Annotated in this window: 14 protein-coding genes; 8 read left to right on the top strand and 6 right to left on the bottom strand. The window is 62.4% G+C overall.

Going from position 1 to position 18,564, the window contains the following annotated elements:
- The first annotated feature begins 47 nt into the window (after window positions 1-47).
- The 3 genes from AC0QDI_RS15450 (at window position 48) to AC0QDI_RS15440 (ending at window position 5,133) form a co-directional block, all read left to right on the top strand.
- Entirely contained in the window at window positions 48-491 is a 444-nt protein-coding gene (locus AC0QDI_RS15450) for a GlcG/HbpS family heme-binding protein (protein WP_474669689.1), read from the top strand.
- Window positions 492-939: 448 nt separating this feature from the next.
- Window positions 940-3,630: a phosphoenolpyruvate carboxylase gene (gene ppc / locus AC0QDI_RS15445; RefSeq protein ID WP_474669687.1), complete on the top strand. Its 2,691-nt coding sequence runs from the start codon at window positions 940-942 to the stop codon at window positions 3,628-3,630.
- Window positions 3,631-3,975: 345 nt separating this feature from the next.
- Window positions 3,976-5,133: a glutathione-independent formaldehyde dehydrogenase gene (locus AC0QDI_RS15440; RefSeq protein ID WP_474669901.1), complete on the top strand. Its 1,158-nt coding sequence runs from the start codon at window positions 3,976-3,978 to the stop codon at window positions 5,131-5,133.
- Between the two features lie 219 nt (window positions 5,134-5,352).
- Here the strand turns inward: AC0QDI_RS15440 and AC0QDI_RS15435 are convergent, their stop codons facing one another.
- A complete protein-coding gene (locus AC0QDI_RS15435) occupies window positions 5,353-6,471 on the bottom strand; it encodes a CobW family GTP-binding protein (RefSeq protein ID WP_474669685.1) in 1,119 nt (372 codons plus the stop codon).
- Window positions 6,472-6,920: 449 nt separating this feature from the next.
- Complete coding sequence (locus AC0QDI_RS15430; protein WP_474669683.1) at window positions 6,921-7,931, bottom strand: aromatic ring-hydroxylating oxygenase subunit alpha; 1,011 nt, start codon at window positions 7,929-7,931, stop codon at window positions 6,921-6,923.
- A gap of 1,394 nt (window positions 7,932-9,325) precedes the next feature.
- On the opposite strand from AC0QDI_RS15430, the gene AC0QDI_RS15425 reads away from it, so the two are divergent.
- Both AC0QDI_RS15425 and AC0QDI_RS15420 read left to right on the top strand, forming a co-directional pair.
- Window positions 9,326-9,751 (top strand): EamA family transporter, encoded by a 426-nt coding sequence (locus tag AC0QDI_RS15425; protein ID WP_474669681.1) that lies wholly within the window; start codon window positions 9,326-9,328, stop codon window positions 9,749-9,751.
- Window positions 9,752-9,928: 177 nt separating this feature from the next.
- Complete coding sequence (locus AC0QDI_RS15420; RefSeq protein ID WP_474669679.1) at window positions 9,929-10,726, top strand: hypothetical protein; 798 nt, start codon at window positions 9,929-9,931, stop codon at window positions 10,724-10,726.
- A gap of 94 nt (window positions 10,727-10,820) precedes the next feature.
- Here the strand turns inward: AC0QDI_RS15420 and AC0QDI_RS15415 are convergent, their stop codons facing one another.
- The 3 genes from AC0QDI_RS15415 to AC0QDI_RS15405 form a co-directional block, all read right to left on the bottom strand.
- Window positions 10,821-11,180 (bottom strand): hypothetical protein, encoded by a 360-nt coding sequence (locus tag AC0QDI_RS15415; protein WP_474669677.1) that lies wholly within the window; start codon window positions 11,178-11,180, stop codon window positions 10,821-10,823.
- 58 nt (window positions 11,181-11,238) lie between these two features.
- Window positions 11,239-12,372 (bottom strand): aromatic ring-hydroxylating oxygenase subunit alpha, encoded by a 1,134-nt coding sequence (locus AC0QDI_RS15410; RefSeq protein ID WP_474669675.1) that lies wholly within the window; start codon window positions 12,370-12,372, stop codon window positions 11,239-11,241.
- A 404-nt stretch (window positions 12,373-12,776) separates the two neighbouring features.
- On the bottom strand, window positions 12,777-13,934 hold the full coding sequence (locus AC0QDI_RS15405) for a DUF8073 domain-containing protein (RefSeq protein ID WP_474669673.1): 1,158 nt from the start codon (window positions 13,932-13,934) through the stop codon (window positions 12,777-12,779).
- Between the two features lie 233 nt (window positions 13,935-14,167).
- On the opposite strand from AC0QDI_RS15405, the gene pabB reads away from it, so the two are divergent.
- Window positions 14,168-15,682, top strand: coding sequence for an aminodeoxychorismate synthase, component I (gene pabB / locus AC0QDI_RS15400; RefSeq protein ID WP_474669671.1), 1,515 nt, complete (start codon window positions 14,168-14,170; stop codon window positions 15,680-15,682).
- 127 nt (window positions 15,683-15,809) lie between these two features.
- Complete coding sequence (locus AC0QDI_RS15395) at window positions 15,810-16,427, top strand: anthranilate synthase component II (protein ID WP_474669669.1); 618 nt, start codon at window positions 15,810-15,812, stop codon at window positions 16,425-16,427.
- A 21-nt stretch (window positions 16,428-16,448) separates the two neighbouring features.
- Here the strand turns inward: AC0QDI_RS15395 and AC0QDI_RS15390 are convergent, their stop codons facing one another.
- Window positions 16,449-17,456: a succinylglutamate desuccinylase/aspartoacylase family protein gene (locus AC0QDI_RS15390; protein WP_474669667.1), complete on the bottom strand. Its 1,008-nt coding sequence runs from the start codon at window positions 17,454-17,456 to the stop codon at window positions 16,449-16,451.
- Window positions 17,457-17,545: 89 nt separating this feature from the next.
- On the opposite strand from AC0QDI_RS15390, the gene AC0QDI_RS15385 reads away from it, so the two are divergent.
- Window positions 17,546-18,283 (top strand): creatininase family protein, encoded by a 738-nt coding sequence (locus AC0QDI_RS15385; RefSeq protein ID WP_474669665.1) that lies wholly within the window; start codon window positions 17,546-17,548, stop codon window positions 18,281-18,283.
- The last annotated feature ends 281 nt before the right edge of the window (window positions 18,284-18,564 follow it).

The following is an 18,564-nucleotide window of genomic DNA, read 5'->3' as shown; positions in this document are numbered from 1 at the left end:
GAAATAACGGCAACTTATTTCATGGAACCTCTTCATCTTCTTCTTGCATGGTAGAGTCCATTCCGCTGGAGACAGCGAAACAGCTGATAGAAGCGACAGAAGAGAAAGCGGACGAGATCGACAACCCGATGGTGATCACGGTCGCAAACAGCGAAGGGAATCTCATCGCCCAGCATCGCATGGACGGCGGGTGGCTGGCCTCCGTGAGCATTTCGCGTAACAAGGCGTACACGTCGGCTGCCCTGGAGATGCCGACGCACGAACTGGCGGAGCCTTCCGAACCGGGCAACTCCCTGTACGGCCTCCAGACGACCGACGACGACAAGATCGTCATCTTCGGTGGCGGCTATCCGCTCGAGCGAGACGGCGAGGTCATCGGCTCGATCGGCGTCTCCGGCGGCGCGGTGAGCCAGGACCGCGAAGTCGCGGAAGCTGGCGTCGAACGGTGGAACGAACTCATCAACGAGGAAGCCATCACGGCGAACGACTGATCGGCGAGAGACTCGGAGACACTCATCCGCGAAGCAACTGAACTCCCGACGTCTCTCAGTTGCGCGTCTGTGTCTCCGTTGAAGCGCCCTTCTCACTGGGTTATATTGCGGTTCAGGATTACAGATTACACGTCGTGCACGATCCTCCCGTTCCTCCATGTACGTACCGCCAACACGTACCTCGAGTGCACGGAGAATGGATATACAGCCTCATTTCGTCGTCGATGGCGACTCCGACCGTGCGATCGGTCATCTGACCACCGACGACGCCAGGACGGGCGACAGGGTCCGGCCGGTCTCTGTCAACGAACTCCGCAATCCCGATTCCGGCGTTCGAGAGCCCGGGAGCAGGATGCGAGGGATATCGGTTTCTGTCAGTATAGATTAAAATATTGTCAGTAATCGGCGACTTTATGTGGGAATTCTATGTACCCCGCATAGGTAGATCATGCCGACTCATAACAGAGAGATCCAGCGAGACGTCAGAGAACTCGGCGAACTGCTGGGCGAGGTACTGAAGGACCAGACGTCGCGACAGGCGTTCGAAACGGTCGAGTCGTGTCGCCAGACCGCGATCGAATACCGCACAGGGGAACGCGAGTCCCGTGACCCGTTAGTGTCGGAACTCGAGGGGCTATCGGCCCACCAGCAGCGAATCGTCGTGCGTGCGTTTACGACCTACTTCGAACTGATCAATCTCGCGGAGGAACGCGAGCGAGTGCGGACGATCCGCACCGAATCCCACGAGGAAACCCTCGAGGACGGTCTCGACGCTGCGGCCGCAGAGTTGGGCGAAGAGGACGTCGATACCGTCTCTCAGGTGTTGGACGACGTGCTAATCGAACCGACGTTCACCGCTCACCCGACCGAAGCGCGACGGAAAACGGTCAAATTCAAACTCCGAGAGATCTCCACGCATCTCGAGACGCTGGACGAGCAGTTGCTGACCGAGAAGGAGCAAGAGCGGGTGTGGCGGGACATCGACGCGGAGGTGACGAGCCTCTGGCAGACGCCGCAGGTGCGCAACCGCCAGCCCGAACCCGAAGACGAGGCGCGCAACGTTCAGTGGTATCTCGAGAACACCCTGTTCGACGTGGTCGGCGAAGTCTACGGCGAACTCGCCGACGCCATCGACGCCGAGGTTGACGGCGACCTCGAGGTTCCGAAGCAGTTCGAGTTCCGCTCGTGGGCGGGCAGCGACCGCGACGGCAATCCCTACGTGACGCCCGAGGTGACCGCCAACACCCTCGAGCGCCAGCGCGAGGTCGTCCTCGAGAAGTACCGCGACGAACTCAAGCGCCTCTCGGGCGTCCTGAGCCAAGACGGCAGCCGCATCGACACCGGCGGCGAGTTCGAGGCCGCCCTCGAGGACGACCGCGAGCGACTGCCCGGCAGCGCCCGCACGGCCGAAGAGCGCTACCCTGACGAACCGTACCGCCAGAAGCTCAAACTCATGCGGGAGCGCCTCGAACGCGTCGGCGACGTCCGTCCGGGCGGCTACGACGACGCCGACGAACTCCTCGACGACCTCGAGGTCATCGCACGGAGCCTCCGTGATAATGTGGCCGAAAACGTCGTCGAGGCCCACGTCGACCCGATCCGCCGACAGGTCGCCACCTTCGGCTTCTCGCTGGCCAGTCTTGACCTGCGCGAACACCAGCAGAAGCATACCGACGCTATTGCCGAGGCCCTCGAGGGAGTGGGGACCGATTACGACGATCTCTCGGAGGAAGAGCGCGTCACGTTCCTGACCGACGCCGTGTTACAGGACGAGCCCGTGATCGACCTGAGCGAAACCGACGGGCTCTCGGAGGACTCGGCGCGGGTCCTCGAACTGTTTGACAGCCTCGGCGACTGGCAGACGGAGTACGGCGTCGACGCCATCGACACCTACGCCATCTCGATGACCGACGAACCGAGCCACGTCCTCGAGGTGCTGTTTCTGGCGGATCAGGCCGGCGTGGTCGCGCTTCCTGAACACGCGGGGATCGACATCGTTCCGCTGCTGGAAACTGAGTACGCCCTCTCGGGCGCCCGCCGGATCATGAGCGCGCTGTTCGAAAACGAGGCCTACAGTCAGGCCCTCGAGGTCCGCGGCCGGACGCAGGAGATCATGCTGGGCTACTCGGATTCGAACAAAGAGAACGGGTTCCTCGCGGCCAACTGGTCGTTATATAAGAATCAGCGCCGATTGGGCGAGATCTGCGACGACTACGACGTCCAGATGCGACTGTTCCACGGCCGCGGCGGCTCGATTTCGCGGGGCGGTGGCCCGATGAACGAGGCGCTGCTCGCACTGCCGAACAATACGATCACGGGCCAAGTCAAGTTCACCGAACAGGGTGAAGCGATCGCCGAGAAGTACGGCAATCCGCGCATCGCCGAGCGCAATATCGAGCAGATGCTCAACGCCCAACTCCGCGCCCGCCTCTCTGCTCTGGAAAAACCCGAAGAACCGATCCGCGAGGAGTGGATCGACGCCATGGAGATCATGGCCGACGCCGCCCGGCAGGAGTACCGCGACCTCCTCGAGAGCGAGGGGTTCGTCAGCTACTTCGAGCAAGCGACGCCGATTACGGTGATCGAGGACCTCAACCTCGGCTCGCGACCGGCCTCGCGGTCGGGCGAGCGAAGCGTCGAGGATCTCCGGGCGATCCCGTGGGTGTTCTCCTGGACGCAGTCGCGATGCATCCTGCCGGGCTGGTACGCGCTGGCGTCCGGGATCGATGCCCACCTTGAAGACGGTGGGTCGATGGAAACGCTCCGGGAGATGTACGACGAGTGGCCGTTCTTCCGGACGACGCTGGACAACGCCGCCCTCTCGCTGTCCCGGACCGATCTCGAGATCGCTGCGCAGTACGCGGACATCGCGGATCCCGACCTCCGCGAGCGATTCTTCTCGCGCATCACCGCTGAGTACGAACGCGCGCTCGAACTGATCACCGAGATCGGCCGACGCGACGAACTCCATCCCCGCGACTGGCTCGGCGAGAACCTCGAACGCCGGAATCCGTACGTCGATCCGCTAAACGTCCTGCAGGTCCATTTGCTCGAGCAGACCCATCGCACGGATCTCGAGGAGCGGACGCTTCGATTGACGGTCAAAGGAATCGCTGCTGGGATGAAAAATACCGGCTGAAATACCCTTCGAGGATGCTCGGACGAGTCGAACGAATTCCTCTGCCAACGCCGATCTCTCCGGTCCAGTAGCGGAAACGGCCATCATCGCCGCTGGAGTCGTCGCTATCGCTCGAGGGCTGCTGCAATCGGGGGCATGATACGTTGTTGTAGTGCCGACGCCGCGACCACCAGTGGCTAGCGACTTCGACGGGGAACCCACGAAATGGTGATCTATAGACATGTGGAACGAACCCCCGACACTAACGGTTGTGATTGTTATATGTTGAGCTTTAACCGCGGTACTGGGGCCTGAATATAAATATGGTCCGCTCGTAGATACCAGTGGAGATACTGATCAATGTCCATGAATGCCGTCGTTTACAAAGGCGAACGCGAGGTAGCAGTCGAAGAAGTCGAACAACCCCAGATCGAGCACCCGAACGACGTCGTAATCGACATCACGACGACGTGTATCTGCGGCTCCGACCTCCACATGTACGAAGGACGGACGGCCGCAGAGCCGGGGATCGTGTTCGGGCACGAGAACATGGGGATCGTGACCGAAGTCGGCGACGCGGTGAGTTCCCTCGAGGTGGGCGACCGCGTCGTCGCGCCGTTCAACGTCGCCTGTGGCTTCTGTGAGAACTGCGAGAACGGCTACACGGGCTTCTGTACGAACGTCAATCCCGGATTCGCCGGGGGCGCGTACGGGTACGTCGCGATGGGACCGTACCAGGGCGGTCAGGCCGAGGAACTCCGCATTCCGTACGCGGACTTCAACGCGCTCAAACTGCCCGACGGAGACGAACACGAGGACTCGTTCGCACTGCTCGCGGACATCTTCCCGACCGGCTGGCACGGCACCGAACTCGCCAACCTCGAGTCCGGTGACTCCGTCGCTATCTACGGCGCCGGCCCGGTGGGCCTGATGGCAGCCTACAGCGCCAAGCTCAAAGGTGCCGCGGAGATTTACGTCGTCGACCGCGTTCCCAGCCGCCTCGAACTGGCCGAGGAACACTGCGACGCGACGCCGATCAACTTCGAGGAGGGCGACCCGGTCGAACAGATCAAGGACATCCACGGCGGCGGCGTGGACAAGGGCGTCGACGCCGTCGGATACCAGGCGATCGACCCGGAGAAGGAGGGCGACGACGCGTACGACCCCGCTCGCGAGAACCCGGCCGTCGTCATCAACAATCTCATCCGAACGGTCCGACCGACCGGTGAACTCGGGATTCCGGGATTGTACGTCCCCGACGATCCCGGCGCACCGGACGAAATGGCCGCACAGGGCCGTCTCGGCATCGACTTCGGTCTCCTCTTCGAGAAGGGGCAGGCGCTCGGTACCGGCCAGTGCAACGTCAAGGAGTACAACCGTGAGCTCCGCGACATGATCATCTCAGGGCGCGCCGATCCCAGCTGGGTCGTCTCGCACCGCGTCGACCTGGAGGAGGCGCCGGAGATGTACGAGAAATTCGACAATCGCGAGGAAGGCGTCACGAAGGTACTGCTGGAACCGTAACCCTCGCGCGATCAGACACCTCCGTTTTTCGCATCAGTACGTCATCCCGTGGGGGAGGTAGCAAATCACTGCACAGCGTTCTTCGTACACACGCAAGGGAACCAGCACGAGACGCGGATACAGACGGCGCAATCGATAGTCACCGCGGTGGCCAACGGCGACTGCGGGGATTCGATGGGCGTTGGGACGATTACCAACGAAACCGGGCCCGAGCGGAGATCAAGCGGATCCGCGGGGGAAGGGATCAGTAGCGTACTCATCGGTCCGTTCGTCAGTCACCGCTAGACAGTCGTCGAGTTCGGTGGTCACGGTCGCTTCGTCGAGGTCGCTGCCGATGAACACTAACCGCGTCGACGGGTCGTCGTCTCCCCATTCGCCGATCGGGCCAGCCTGGACGGACGGACCGGCCTGACTCACTCCGAGAACCGTCTCCGGGCGACTCGCTACCCACGCGAACCCTTTCGCGCGGATGATCTCGCCGTCCCAATCGTCGAGCCACGCGTCGAACCGCTCGGGGTGGAAGGGACGCTCTCGCCGATAGACGAACGACTCGACGCCGTGGGCCTCGGCCGCCGAAACGGCATCGTCACCGTGGTCGTGACCCGAATCCTCGTCTGCTGCGTCCCCGGATAGGGCTCGCTTCCAGCCTTGCTGGCGCCGTGCCGCGTCGAAGTCGAACGATCCGGTGTCGAGAACGGCACTCGGTTCGACATCGCTGTACGTCGTTCGATGAAGCGTCGCACGCGGCTGGAGTTCGCGGACGGCGGCCTCGATAGACTCCCGGGCATCGTCGGGTACCATATCGCACTTGTTCAGCAGCAACACGTCACAGAACTCGATCTGATCGACTAACACCTCTGTCAGCGGGCGCTCCGGGTCCGGGGCGGCATCCGGGAGTGATTCCTCGGGATCGAACGCCTTCCAGAACCCGTAGGCGTCGACGACTGAAACTGTCGTATCGAGGCGGAACCGGTCCGGAAGGCTGGCCGCTTCCGTCCCCTCCGTGAGCGCTCGAGCAATGGGAATGGGTTCGCTGATTCCCGACGCCTCGACGACGAGGTAGTCGAACGAGCGCTCCTCGGCCAACCGCGTCGCTTGATCGACGAGGTCGCCCTGGAGCCGACAGCAGATACACCCGTTCGAGAGGTCGACGACGCCCTCCTCCGTCTCGTCGGCGATCAACTCCGCGTCGACGTTGATCTCGCCCATGTCGTTGACGATGACGGCGATTCGCCTCTCGCCGGGATCGTTCAGCAGTCGGTTAACTAGCGTCGTTTTACCCGCACCCAGCGGTCCACTGATAACGGTAATCGGAATCTCCGATGGAGACGTGACCATTCCGTCTCACATCTCGTGTCGACGGATAATGAATCTCCCGTCCCCGCCGAGAGTGATCGTTCGTCGTCCGCGCCACTATCGGCGATACGGAGGCTGTTATCCCATTCTGATTCGTGGCTGGCATCGCGGTCGGAACGGGAGCACAGCGGCGATAGATTCGCTCGAACCGTCCACAACAGATGATCTACGTGATGTTTTGAGGAGAACGGAACACGTGCCGTTTCGGCCAGCGCGCTCAGGTCGATGTCGTACTCGGTACACTGGTCGAGAAGTCCTTCTTCGTCGGGAGTCTCCGTCCCGTCGCCACTATCGTGGAAGAGAGGCGGTGCGAAACGCAACTCCGGATCGATGAGCGTCGTCGCAACAACCCCCAGATAACGAATCGCGGTGCTCCAAAAAACGAAACGACGTACTCGATCGGACGAGTCCCTCTCTGACGTTTCGATCAGTTACGAGTTGTAGGCCTCTTGTGCGAGCTGGTGGAAGCGGTGGACGGTGTGTTCGTTCGGGCCGAGTTGAGCCTGCGCGAGCGCCCCGGTTTTAAGGCCTTGCCACTGGCGCTCGACCAGTTCGAAGTCTTCCTCCTGAAGCTGACGGCTGGTGCGGACGAACTCGCGTTCTTCATCGGAGAGTTCGCTGTCGCGGAAGTAGTAGTCCGCGATCAGCCTGAAGCGATCGGTGTCGATCGGATCGATGATGTAGGTACCGTAGCCGTCGGCGGTGCCGTACATGTTGACCGTGAAGTTGGGCCAGAGGTAGTGGAACTGTGCCTCGTGCTCGTCGTGGATTCGCATCTCGTCCTCGACGTCTTCGGCGTGCGTGTAGTGAAGCACCCAGTGGTAGTCGTTGACCTCGAGTTCGGACTCGTTGAGCGAGATCCCCTTGATCCAGTCCTGGTGGTTGGCCTGACAGTGGTCACATTCCGAGTAGTTGCTCGAGAATACCTTCCAGTTGCACTCGACCTCCGAACTGATCCGGGTGGCGAGTTCGTACTCTTCCAGCGGAAGGGCCTCGAGTCGATCCTTCATGACGCCGGCCTGCTCGGCCAGCGGCATCGGATCCTCGCTGAGGTTGACGAACAGCAGCGGCCCGATGCTGTCGACGTGCACCGACTCCGCATCGGCGAGCTCGTCCGGATCGGCGCGTCCGGGATCGGTCATCGGCGCGTCCTCGAGGAGCGCGTCGCCGTCGCGAGCGGAGAAGTTTGTCACGGCGCGGACGTCACCGTCGTCGTCTCGAGCGACGATCAGATCGCGGCCGCCGAGGGTTCGCGTGAAGTACTGGCCGGGATCGCTGATGCTGTTGGCGTGGCCGGCGTACACCCAGTACTGGCCGAAAATCTTCTCTTTTTCCATCTCGAAGACGTCGTCGTCGGTGAAGTACCGGGCCGGCAGCGCGTTCGTCTTCTCCGTGATGTCTGCGCTCACCGCCTCGGTCTGGCTCTGTTTCCATTGCGTCATGCAGTAGCACATTTGAGGGCATTCCGAAAAAGCGTTCACCAGTTATATGGAATCCCATTATATGGCCGGTTTCCGCATCCGGATAGCAGATGACTCTGCGACAGCAGTTCGACCGTCTCGAGCCAGCGACTCCCCGCTTCACACGCTTGAAGCGCTACGATGCCGGCAATGAGAAGTCGAACATGATAGGAGCCCTACTATAATAATACTTATAGTTATCTCGCCATCGGAACCCCGCCGTCTTTACGCGAGATTCTCGCGAAACGCGAAACACAATACCTTAGAAATCGAATCTTTTGTTGATGGGGAACGGTATCTCTGGTCTACGCTTTCGAACGGAACTCCGACTTCGGTGCGAAAGAGGCGGAAATAGAACTGCTTCCGGATACGTACGATCACGGATTAACGATGTAATATCGCCTGCACTTTTCGAATGCGTGAAAGTGGCCGGTGGGATCGCAGTTCGCCGTGAGAATAGCCAATCAAGCCAACGGGAGGGAGCAGGTCCGCTGGCCGATGAGATCGGGCAAGTCGTTCGACCGTCGAGTTACCGATCGGATTTCGGCCGGCCCGTGTGTATTCGGTCTCGACGCTGAGACGGCGCGCGTAAACGCGCCTAATTACAAACGTACGTGTGTAATGTATTGGGGGTGAACTGACGTACCGTAGTCGGATGGGAAAGACGACCGAATAGGAGACCGATTAACGGATCGAAAAACCGAACCCGCAAAAAGAGGGTAGTGTCGCCCGCCGATTACTCGGCCCGCTCTTCGACACATCCCTCGACTCGGAGAACACAGAGACTCAGATATCTAGCAGGATGGGTTCTCCACGGGAGCGCACAATCCACTCGTCCACGAACTCGAGAGGCCTCACGTCCCGCGATGGTTCGACATTGCTGTCCTCTTTGAATCGGCGATCGCCCACTGCAGGAGTTCTCTGCGGACGATCCCGATACTGCCCCCCTGGAAAGTCACTCAAACCGTTGTGCGAGGGGGAAACAGACCGCATTTCTGTACTGTCGTCATCGAGAACGACGAAGAGTATCTCGATTCGGGGTGCGAACGATAGTCATAGATCGGTACAAGCTAACAGTTATCTCGGACGGGAGTACGGAGAACTGTTCGATCCCCAGGATGATCCAAGGAGTTGTAGAACCTGTGGGACGATCCCGCATACGCCGATTCGAAAGACGAGCTCCGGACGAAACTCCTGGAAAGCATGGTTCTCAACGAAGGCGCCCTGGAAGACATACTCACCATCGCGTGACCGCCTCGGAATAACTTTTCGGGGCCTCGTTTAGACGCGGAACAACGACCGTTAGCATCGCATATTTAAACACCCGTCATATTGAACATAATCCTTCTTTGAATAACGACACGAAATCCTCATTGATGGAATTTATTGAGATGGATTCAGGAATTTTGTTCGGCTTAATTACGATGACATCATGGGGGATTTGGATACTCTTAGGCAACGGTGCATCGGAGTCCATTGATCCGAGGACTGCCGCTGCGATTACGTATCTCATAGCAGGTCTTCTCGCACTCGGATCTATCGTCGTTTCAGATGCATCGATCGCCGTTACCGCGAGAGGGGGACTACTTGCTAGCGCGGCTGGATTGTTCGCTGGAATCGGCCTCATTTCGATGTATATCGGATTCTCCCAAGCGTCAACGACAGTGGTCTCTACTCTCGGTGCAATGTACTTCGTTGTAGCCGCCATCCTCGGTATCGTCGTTCTCGGAGACGATGTTACGATAACGAGATTTACTGGAATCGCGTTCGCATGTCTCAGTATCGTCTTAATTACTCGATAGTTTGGCTCTATTTGATGATCTCGCGTAGGTCTATACTACCAGTTATAAGCAAATCAAAGCCACCTGTAACGCGGAAGAGCGGGATGGCCGGACGTCGGAGACAGACGGCCGGCGTACGTCGCCCGCTCGTCGGTCGGAGCAGTCAGCTATTTCCGTCGAGGGGCGAGAGAATCGAGTATGGACGACCGGAAACAAGCCACGTTCGGCACCGAGGGCGAGCTCCGGACCGACGAGACGGACGCGACGGACGACGATTCCGACTCCAGACCCGCGCGCGACGACTTCGGCAACGAACTCGGTGAGAACGAGACCAAGTCCGGGGCGAACCGGTACGTCATCTCGAGTCTCCTTCAGAAGGCGGTTCGGCGATCCGACGAGGAGGTCGCGGCGTGGGCCGCCTGGGAACTGGTCCGTTCGGGCTACGCCTGGAACTTCTGGGATCGGATCAACCTCTACGTCGTCGAGGACTTGCGCGCCGGACACGAGGTCGCGCTCACGGTGGCCCGCTACGAGGAACTGGCCCGCGAACGCTGGTCGGAAGAGTCCTGGCGCGGGCGGCTCTGTGCGGTCCACGCGGCCCTGGCGGCCGCTCGAGCGCCGTCGTCTCGCGAGGCCGCACACGCCGACGATTACTTCGGCGAACTCTCCGAAGAACGCGCTGCCGCACGCGAGGAGGGCCGCGAGCCCCGCTACGATCATCCCGTCGACGAACTCGAGCCCGGCGGGACGTACGACGCCGTCTTCGACCAGCACACCTACGAGGGGAAGCGACTCGGCCGCGACGGAGCGTTCTTCAGAACTCACGGCGGGCGAGTCGGGCCCGAGGGCGAACCGGAACTGAGCCGCCAGTGGCGGATCCGGAGCATGCAACTCGAGGACCGCGACTACACCGAAGACGAACTCGTTCGCGCGGTGGAACCGATCGATCCCGACGAGAAGTGGCCCGAGACGGACGAGACCGATCGCGAGGAGTAATCGTCACGACCGAGCGACGGCGGTGAGGGGGAGCCGTCCGGCGTTTCGAATCGAACGCGAGTCAGCGAGCCGGGCGACGAACGAAAACGGTCGGTCAGAACGCGCCGAGGTGATCGTCCTGCGGTTCGTACAGGCCGCCGGTCATCCGCACTTCGTGGATCTCGTCTAGCGTCTCCCCGATCGAGAGTCCGCGGTCGGACATCACCCCCGCGACGACGCCGATCGGGACGCCGTTCTCGTACTGCTCTTGTAGCTGCCAGATGACGTCCTTGAGATCGTCGCTCGCGACGTCCTCGGCGAGATCAATCTGTGCGCGTTCGAACTCCACGTCGTGGCCCGTCACGCGGTAGTGACGGCGGTAAAACTCGACGATCTCGTTCGGCGTCTCGGTTCGCAGATCGACGTCGCACTCCGGACAGGACGCGACGTACGGTGCCTGATCTTGGGTACTCATGGGTTCTGATTCTGATTGTCGTGTTTCAGTGTCGATCGGTTACGCAGAGGCGATACGATCACGAGTCGTAGGCTTCCTGCGCGAGCTGGTGGAAGCGGTGGACGGTGTGTTCGTTCGGGCCGAGTTGAGCCTGCGCGAGCGCCCCGGTTTTGAGGCCTTGCCACTGGCGCTCGACCAGTTCGAAGTCCTCCTCCTGGAGCTGACGGCTGGTGCGGACGAACTCGCGTTCCTCGTCGGAGAGTTCGCTGTCGCGGAAGTAGTAGTCCGCGATGAGCTGGAACCGGTCGGTGTCGATCGGATCGATGATGTAGGTGCCGTAACCGTCGGCGGTGCCGTACATGTTGACCGTGAAGTTGGGCCAGAGGTAGTGGAACTGGGCTTCGTGTTCGTCGTGGATCCGCATCTCGTCCTCAACGTCTTCGGCGTGCGTGTAGTGAAGCACCCAGTGGTAGTCGTTGACCTCGAGTTCGGACTCGTTGAGCGAGATCCCCTTGATCCAGTCCTGGTGGTTGGCCTGACAGTGGTCGCACTCCGAGTAGTTGCTCGAGAACACCTTCCAGTTGCACTCGACCTCCGAGACGATCCGAGTTGCGTGTTCGTACTCTTCCAGCGGAAGGGCCTCGAGCCGATCCTTCATGACGCCGGCCTGCTCGGCCAGCGGCATCGGATCCTCGCTGAGGTTCAGGAAGATTAGCGGCCCGATGGTATCGACGTGGACGTCGTTGAGTCCGTTGGACTCGCAATCGAACTCCTGAACTTCGTCGTCCTCGAGATCGGGGTTCAGACCGGCTTCATCGAAGCTCTTGGGCGTACTCTGGAGATTTCCGTCCAGGTCGTACGTCCAGAGGTGGTACGGGCACCGGATTCGGTTCCCCTCGCTGGGGTCGGTCATCGGCGTATCCTCGACCATCTTCGAGCCGCGGTGGGCGCAGACGTTGTCGAACGCCTTGATATCGCCGTCGTGACCGCGGACGACGATCAGTTGGCGATCGCCGATAGTTCGCGTGAAGAACTGACCGGGATCGCTGATGCAGTTGGCGTGGCCGGCGTACACCCAGTACTGGCCGAATACCTTCTCTTTCTCCATCTCGAAGACATCGTCGTCGGTGAAGTACCGGGCCGGCAGCGCGTTTGCATCGTCAGTGATGTCCTCGCTCACTGCTTTCGTCTGTGAGTCGTTCCACTGTGTCATACGATACCGATAACACAATGGGACTTAAAAACGGTTGACCAGTGATATTGAACATGAATATAAGTGGACAACCGGCCTGGGGAGCGGGCCCATTTCTCCGTTCGTTTTCCGATAACGCGGTTCGATCCGTTTCGGGGACGTCGCCGACGATTCCCGCGTCCTCGAGCATCGGCAGCCGAACGTGCCGGAACGAGAGTTCTATCCGTTCGATCGCGTCGCGGTCGAGGACGGCGATTGCGGCACGTCGAGACGAGTCGGCCAGCGTCCTGTAGCGCGTTCCGGTCACGGGCAGCACGTCCATCTCGGTGAGCCATGGCCGTACTGGGCGTCTAAGGGAGGGAGCAGTGGGAAAGGGGGTGATGCGCGCTGTTAGCGCTTCGGGAGTCGTCCAGCAGCGGCTCGCGTTACTGGCCGTCGGTGACGCTCTCGCGGATCCGATCGGCGATCTCGTTTCGCGAGGGGTGTCGCGCGGGTTCGTCCGAGTCGTAGACGCGTTTCATGACGAGGTCGAGCAGGTTCAGCTGCTCGAGCAGTTCGCGAGTTCGACCGCGCTCGAGGCTGAGCTTCCGGGTGACGTCGTGTAACGTCATGGACGACTCGATCGCGTCCATCAGTTCGTCGATTTCGACGTCTTCGGGAAGACCGATCCCGTCGGCGACGAGCTGTTTCTCCGGGACGGACGCGGCCGAATCGTCGACCGTCGCCGGTCGATCGAGTTCGCCGTCGGTCGTCGCGTCGTCCTCGTCCGACGCGGACGTCTCGTAGGACGTCGGCTCGTGGATGCCGGCGTCGATCATGTATCGCCGAACGGTCTCGGACGCGACGCCCATCTCGAGCACCTCCGCCATCGCGGTGAACGTATCGAACGAGTCGTACAGACACGCGAGGTACTCGATGTCGTCGTACGGCGGCAGGTCTTCGTTCCGCGCGGCCGCGATTGCGCGCTCGGTCTCGTCGTCGATCGTGACGTCACACGTCACCGCGTTCGGAGCCGGATCCGAGGCGGATCGATCGCGGGAATCGGGCGCGGGTTCGTCCTCGCTTTCGGTCGCCGACTTCGACTCGCCGATCGCTACCGTCCCCTCGAGCGAATCGACCGGTGCCTCCCGATCCGGGTAATCGCACTCGATGGGGTCGGTCGATTCGCTTTCGCTCTCGTCGGACTCGGTGTGCCCGTTTGCCGTCTCACTGCTCGGCTCCGCGTTCGCCCCGAGACTGAGGGCGAACGTGACGACGACGGTTCCCTCCGAGGTGACGGTCGCTTCCTCCGTGACGCACGACGCGTCTGCGGGCGCGAACTCGTCGATCTCCGGCACGGCCGATGGCGGAAACTCGAGGCAGAGACCGCCGTTCTCCCCGACCGCCGCCGCTTGCGGTGTCGCTTCGGTCTCGCTGGCCGGCACTCCTGCGGCCGAACACAGCGGAACGACGACGTCGATCGCGATGCTCGGTTCGTCACCGTCACCTCGAACCGTCGCGTCGACGCGATGGATTTCGCCCCCGTCCGCCTCGTACCGTTCGATCGTCCGAGAGAGCTTCTCAATCGAGGCACTGACTCCCATGATACTCGTGATCACACGTCCATTTGGGATAAGGGTACATGAGGAATAGTTCACCCCTTCATATGTCATCCGGAGAGCCTGCCCGAGAACGCTGATACGCTCCAATCATCGTGGCACCCGTTATATGGTGGTGTGGCCACTCGCGCCACAATGTTTTTATCCTCTCCCCTTGCGCTCCTGAGACGAATGCTTCCGGGACGGCGGGCGACCGGCCCCGGTAGCGGGTATCCGTCATGAACACGATTACGGTTATAACCGACAGCGAATCGTTCGCAGAGACCGCCGAGAGCGCACCGGACGGCGCTCGCGTCCCGGTCGAGGTACGCGTCTCCGTCGGCGATCCGTTCGACGCGTACTGCAGGGCCCGGACCGGCGAGGCTGACGGCTTCTACTTCGAGACGACCGGCGGTCAGTCTGGCTGGGGCTACTTCGGTGTCGATCCCGTCGAACGAATTCGAGTAACTGCGAACGCGGTCGATCGGGACGACGAGAGTCCAACGATCCGAACGATCGACGCGCTCCTCGAGCGCGAGCAGTTGGTACGCGGAGACTGCTCGGTGCCGTATCCCTGCGGTGCGTTCGGCTGGCTCTCCTACGACGTCGCCAGGGAACTCGAGTCGTTGCCGTCGACGACGACCGACGAACGCGGGTTGCCGCGGCTTCAACTGGGCGTCTTCGATCGGGTCGCCGCGTGGAGCGAACCGCGCGACGGCAACGGCGAAACGGAACTCCGAGTGACCGCCTGTCCCGTGGTCGACGGCGATCCCGCCGACGCCTACGAGACCGGTCGAGCGAGGGCTCGATCCCTGGCGCAGGCGGCAATCGGGGGCAGCGAAGCAGACCGAAATCCGCCGGTCAACGCGACTCGGGCCGCGTTCGAAAGCGAGTGCGGACGGGCAGCGTTCGCCGACCGCGTTGGGCGAGCCAAGCGGTACATTCGCGACGGCGACACGTTTCAGGCGAACGTCTCCCACCGACTCACCGCCCCGGCGGCCGCCCATCCGGTCGACGTTTTCGACGCGGTCCGACGCGTGAATCCGGCTCCCTACTCGGGACTGCTCGAGTTTCCGGGCGTCGACCTCGTCAGCGCGAGTCCGGAACTGCTGCTCGAGGTCCGCGACGACTCGCTCGTCACCGAACCGATCGCTGGAACCAGGCCCCGCGGGCGGACGCCGGCCGAAGACGAGCGGTTGGAGGCCGATCTCCGCGACGACGAGAAGGAGCGCGCCGAACACGCGATGCTCGTCGACCTGGAGCGCAACGACCTCGGGAAGGTCAGCGAGTACGGTTCCGTGTCGGTAACGGACTACCGCCGCGTGGACCGGTACTCGGAAGTGATGCACCTCGTCTCCCTCGTCGAGGGCACCCTGCGAGACGATGCGAGCATCGCCGACGCCGTCGCGGCGGTGTTTCCGGGAGGGACGATCACGGGCGCGCCGAAGCCGCGGACGATGGAGATCATCGACGACCTCGAGACGACCCGTCGCGGCCCCTACACCGGGAGTATCGGCATCTTCGGCTTCGACGATCGGGCGACGCTGAACATCGTCATCCGGACGCTGGTCCGCTACGCCGACGAGTACCACCTGCGCGTCGGCGCCGGCGTCGTCCACGATTCCGTCCCCGATCGGGAGTACGACGAGACGCTCGATAAGGCGCGGGCGCTGATCGCGGCCGTCGACGAGGCGCTCGGCGAGCGGGCCGGGATGGCACTCGAGGCTGAAAGCGGAGGTGAACAGTATGAGTGACGGACGTGGTACCCGGGAGCGAGTGGATACGAGCGAGCGGCCTAACGACCGACTGGAAGGTGGGAGGCAGGGTTTTCATCAACGTTTTGCCAGGGAACGAGCGTTAGCGAGTGACCGCAGCAAAAGGTTGCTGGTGATCGACAACTACGATTCGTTCGCGTACAACCTCGTTCAGTACGTCGCCGAAGTGATCGCTCCGACAGGCCCCGCGGCGACGCCGCGGGACGTCGGCGAGTTCGACGACGTGATCGTCCGACGCAACGACGAGATCAACCTCGAAGTCATCCGCGACCTCGATCCCGACGGGATCGTCGTCTCCCCGGGTCCCGGAACGCCCGCCGAGGCCGGCGTCTCCGTCGATATCTTCGCCGAGACCGAGTACCCGACACTCGGCGTCTGTCTCGGTCATCAGGCCCTCTGTGCCGCTCACGGGGTGTCCGTCGGACGCGCGCCCGACGTCGTCCACGGCAAGACGTCCACGGTGAACCACGACGGAACGGGGCTGTACGACGGCGTGCCGAATCCCTTCGAGGTTGGTCGCTATCACTCGCTAGCGGTCGATCGCGACGACCTGCCGGCGGAACTGATCGAAACCGCCCACACCGAGGACGGTCGGGGGATCGTCATGGGCGTTCGCCACGCCGAGTTGCCCCACGTCGGCGTCCAGTTTCACCCGGAGAGCATCCTCACCGAGTCGGGGAAACGCATCGTCGAGAACTTCTGTACCTCGATCGCTCGCGGCTGAACCGGACCGATCGACGGCCGATCACGCTCGCTCCGCGATACAGGCGACCTTCTCGCCGGCGGTCACGACGGACTCGCGGGTGAGCGAGTAGATCACGCCGTCGTCGGTCGTCGTCACGCGCTGGCGTTCCTCGAACGTCGAGGGACAGTACACCGTCCCCAGTTCGGTACCCGCGGACACGCGATCACCGACGGTGACCGCCGGATTCGGTTCGAAGAGCCCCGAAGCGTCGGTGCCGATCCGTCCCTCGTCGTCTCGGAGGATCGTCTGCGACGGCGTCGGCGCCGGTTCCTCGCGGAGCATCCCCAGTTCCCCGAGGACGTTCCGGACCCCGCGGACCCCGCGGCGTGCCGCGTCGTGATCGATCTGGCGGCTGTTCGAGAGCTCCGGGACGATCGCCGGAATTCCGGCCTTCGCGGCGGCCGTTCTGAGCTTGCCCTGATACGGCTCGTCGTCGACCGCGTCGTCGTTCGCTGCGTCGCCGTCCCCTGTGCCGTCGTCCGGTTCACCGTTGGACGGCACGTCGGTCAGAAGATAGTCGGCCCCGAACGTCGCCGCGAGGGTCCGTGACTTCCGGTTTCCGGGCTGGAATCTGACGTGCTCGAGCATGTCCGGGGTCCCGGTGTGCAGATCGATCACGACGTCGGTCGACTCGATCAGCTCCCACAGTTGGGCGACGATCCGCTCCTGGAGGGTTCCCGCATCGTCGCCCGGCCAGACGCGATTACAGTTGGGGTTGACCGCGTCGACCGCCTGTGGCGTGACGTACGATCCGTGATCGAACGCGAGCGAATTGACGACCGGCACGGCGATCACCGTCCCGGCGAGGTCCGCGGTCAGCAGGTGACGGTGCAGCCGACGCATCGCGGCCGTTCCGTTGAGTTCGATGCCGTGCTGTGCGGCCTGGACGTAGGCGGTCGGTCCGGCTCCGCCGTCGTACCGATGGACGGTCACTGCGACGTCCGTCCCGGACGGCAAGCGAGCGAGACGGCGCTCGGCAGTCGTGTGGGTGACGGTCTCGTACTCCATACTCGTTCAACCCCTCGTTCGAACTTGTAAGTTTGCACGTCTCTCGAGGAAGTGTGTTTTATGCGACTACGCGTGCAGCGTTCGGCCGTATGCATCTCGAGCGATCGACGTGGACGGAGATAGACGCGGTCGAAACGGACCTCGCACTGCTCCCGGTCGGGAGCACGGAGCAACACGGTCCGCACGCACCGCTGGGAACCGATACGCTCAACGCCGAGGCGGTCGCGGACGCGGCCGCGGAGCGGTACGAGGGGTCGGTCGCGGTCGCACCCGCGGTTCCCGTCGGCATCGCCGAGGAACACCGGCAGTTCACCGGCACCCTCTGGACCTCGGAGTCGACGTTCAAGGCGTACGTCCGGGATATCGTTGGAAGCCTCGCCCACCACGGGTTCGATCGAATCGTTCTCGTCAACGGACACGGCGGGAATACGAGCGCCCTCCGGGAGGTCGCCGGGAGGATCGTGCGATCCGACGACGCTTACGCCGTGCCGTTCACGTGGTTCGACGAGGTCGGCGAACACAGTTCCCGCATGGGCCACGGCGGGCCCCTCGAGACGGCGCTGGTACGGCACGCGAATCCCGACGCCGTCCGCGAGGACCGCCTCGAGGAGGCCGCCGAGAACGGGAGCGACCGCTGGGGCGACTGGCAGGGCCGGGTCAATCTCGCGTTCGACTCGGCCGAGTTCACCGAGAACGGCGTCGTCGGCGATCCGCGCGAGGCGGGCGCAGAACTGGGCGAAGAGTTGCTCGACGCGGCGGCCGACGCGCTGATCGCGTTACTGACGACCGTCGCTGACCGCGATCTCGACCGTCCCGCCCACCGGTGACCGGATCCCGCGATGGTGCGGCCGATCCCCGATTCCCGACGAGACGGTCGTTCGTCGTTGGTGTCGCCACGATACCGTCGTCTCGAGCGCCTATTTCTTCACACTGATATCACTGTTATTTCCCGACTGATCGCGGTTCCTCGGCGTCGGTCGCGAAACTCCATCCGTTAGCACGCCGATCCGCTGTTGGCGATCGGATCTGCGTGAGCGTCACTCATTATCAGCTACTGCTGACAGTTCGAGGTCACGCTGTCACCGTCCAGTGGCCGAGGTACGAGGGA

It is taken from the genome of Natrinema sp. LJW11 (assembly GCF_056135975.1).
The sequence above is the reverse complement of the archived record's forward strand: the minus strand, read 5'-3'. Positions and strand labels throughout refer to the sequence as shown.

Coding starts and splice junctions, on each gene's coding strand:
- AC0QDI_RS15425 (WP_474669681.1), top strand. CDS start 9,326: ATGGAATTTATTGAGATGGATTCAGGAATTTTGTTCGGCTTAATTACG.
- AC0QDI_RS15390 (WP_474669667.1), bottom strand. CDS start 17,456: ATGGAGTACGAGACCGTCACCCACACGACTGCCGAGCGCCGTCTCGCT.
- AC0QDI_RS15385 (WP_474669665.1), top strand. CDS start 17,546: ATGCATCTCGAGCGATCGACGTGGACGGAGATAGACGCGGTCGAAACG.
- ppc (WP_474669687.1), top strand. CDS start 940: ATGCCGACTCATAACAGAGAGATCCAGCGAGACGTCAGAGAACTCGGC.
- AC0QDI_RS15435 (WP_474669685.1), bottom strand. CDS start 6,471: ATGGTCACGTCTCCATCGGAGATTCCGATTACCGTTATCAGTGGACCG.
- pabB (WP_474669671.1), top strand. CDS start 14,168: ATGAACACGATTACGGTTATAACCGACAGCGAATCGTTCGCAGAGACC.
- AC0QDI_RS15405 (WP_474669673.1), bottom strand. CDS start 13,934: ATGGGAGTCAGTGCCTCGATTGAGAAGCTCTCTCGGACGATCGAACGG.
- AC0QDI_RS15440 (WP_474669901.1), top strand. CDS start 3,976: ATGAATGCCGTCGTTTACAAAGGCGAACGCGAGGTAGCAGTCGAAGAA.
- AC0QDI_RS15420 (WP_474669679.1), top strand. CDS start 9,929: ATGGACGACCGGAAACAAGCCACGTTCGGCACCGAGGGCGAGCTCCGG.
- AC0QDI_RS15430 (WP_474669683.1), bottom strand. CDS start 7,931: ATGACGCAATGGAAACAGAGCCAGACCGAGGCGGTGAGCGCAGACATC.
- AC0QDI_RS15450 (WP_474669689.1), top strand. CDS start 48: ATGGTAGAGTCCATTCCGCTGGAGACAGCGAAACAGCTGATAGAAGCG.
- AC0QDI_RS15410 (WP_474669675.1), bottom strand. CDS start 12,372: ATGACACAGTGGAACGACTCACAGACGAAAGCAGTGAGCGAGGACATC.
- AC0QDI_RS15415 (WP_474669677.1), bottom strand. CDS start 11,180: ATGAGTACCCAAGATCAGGCACCGTACGTCGCGTCCTGTCCGGAGTGC.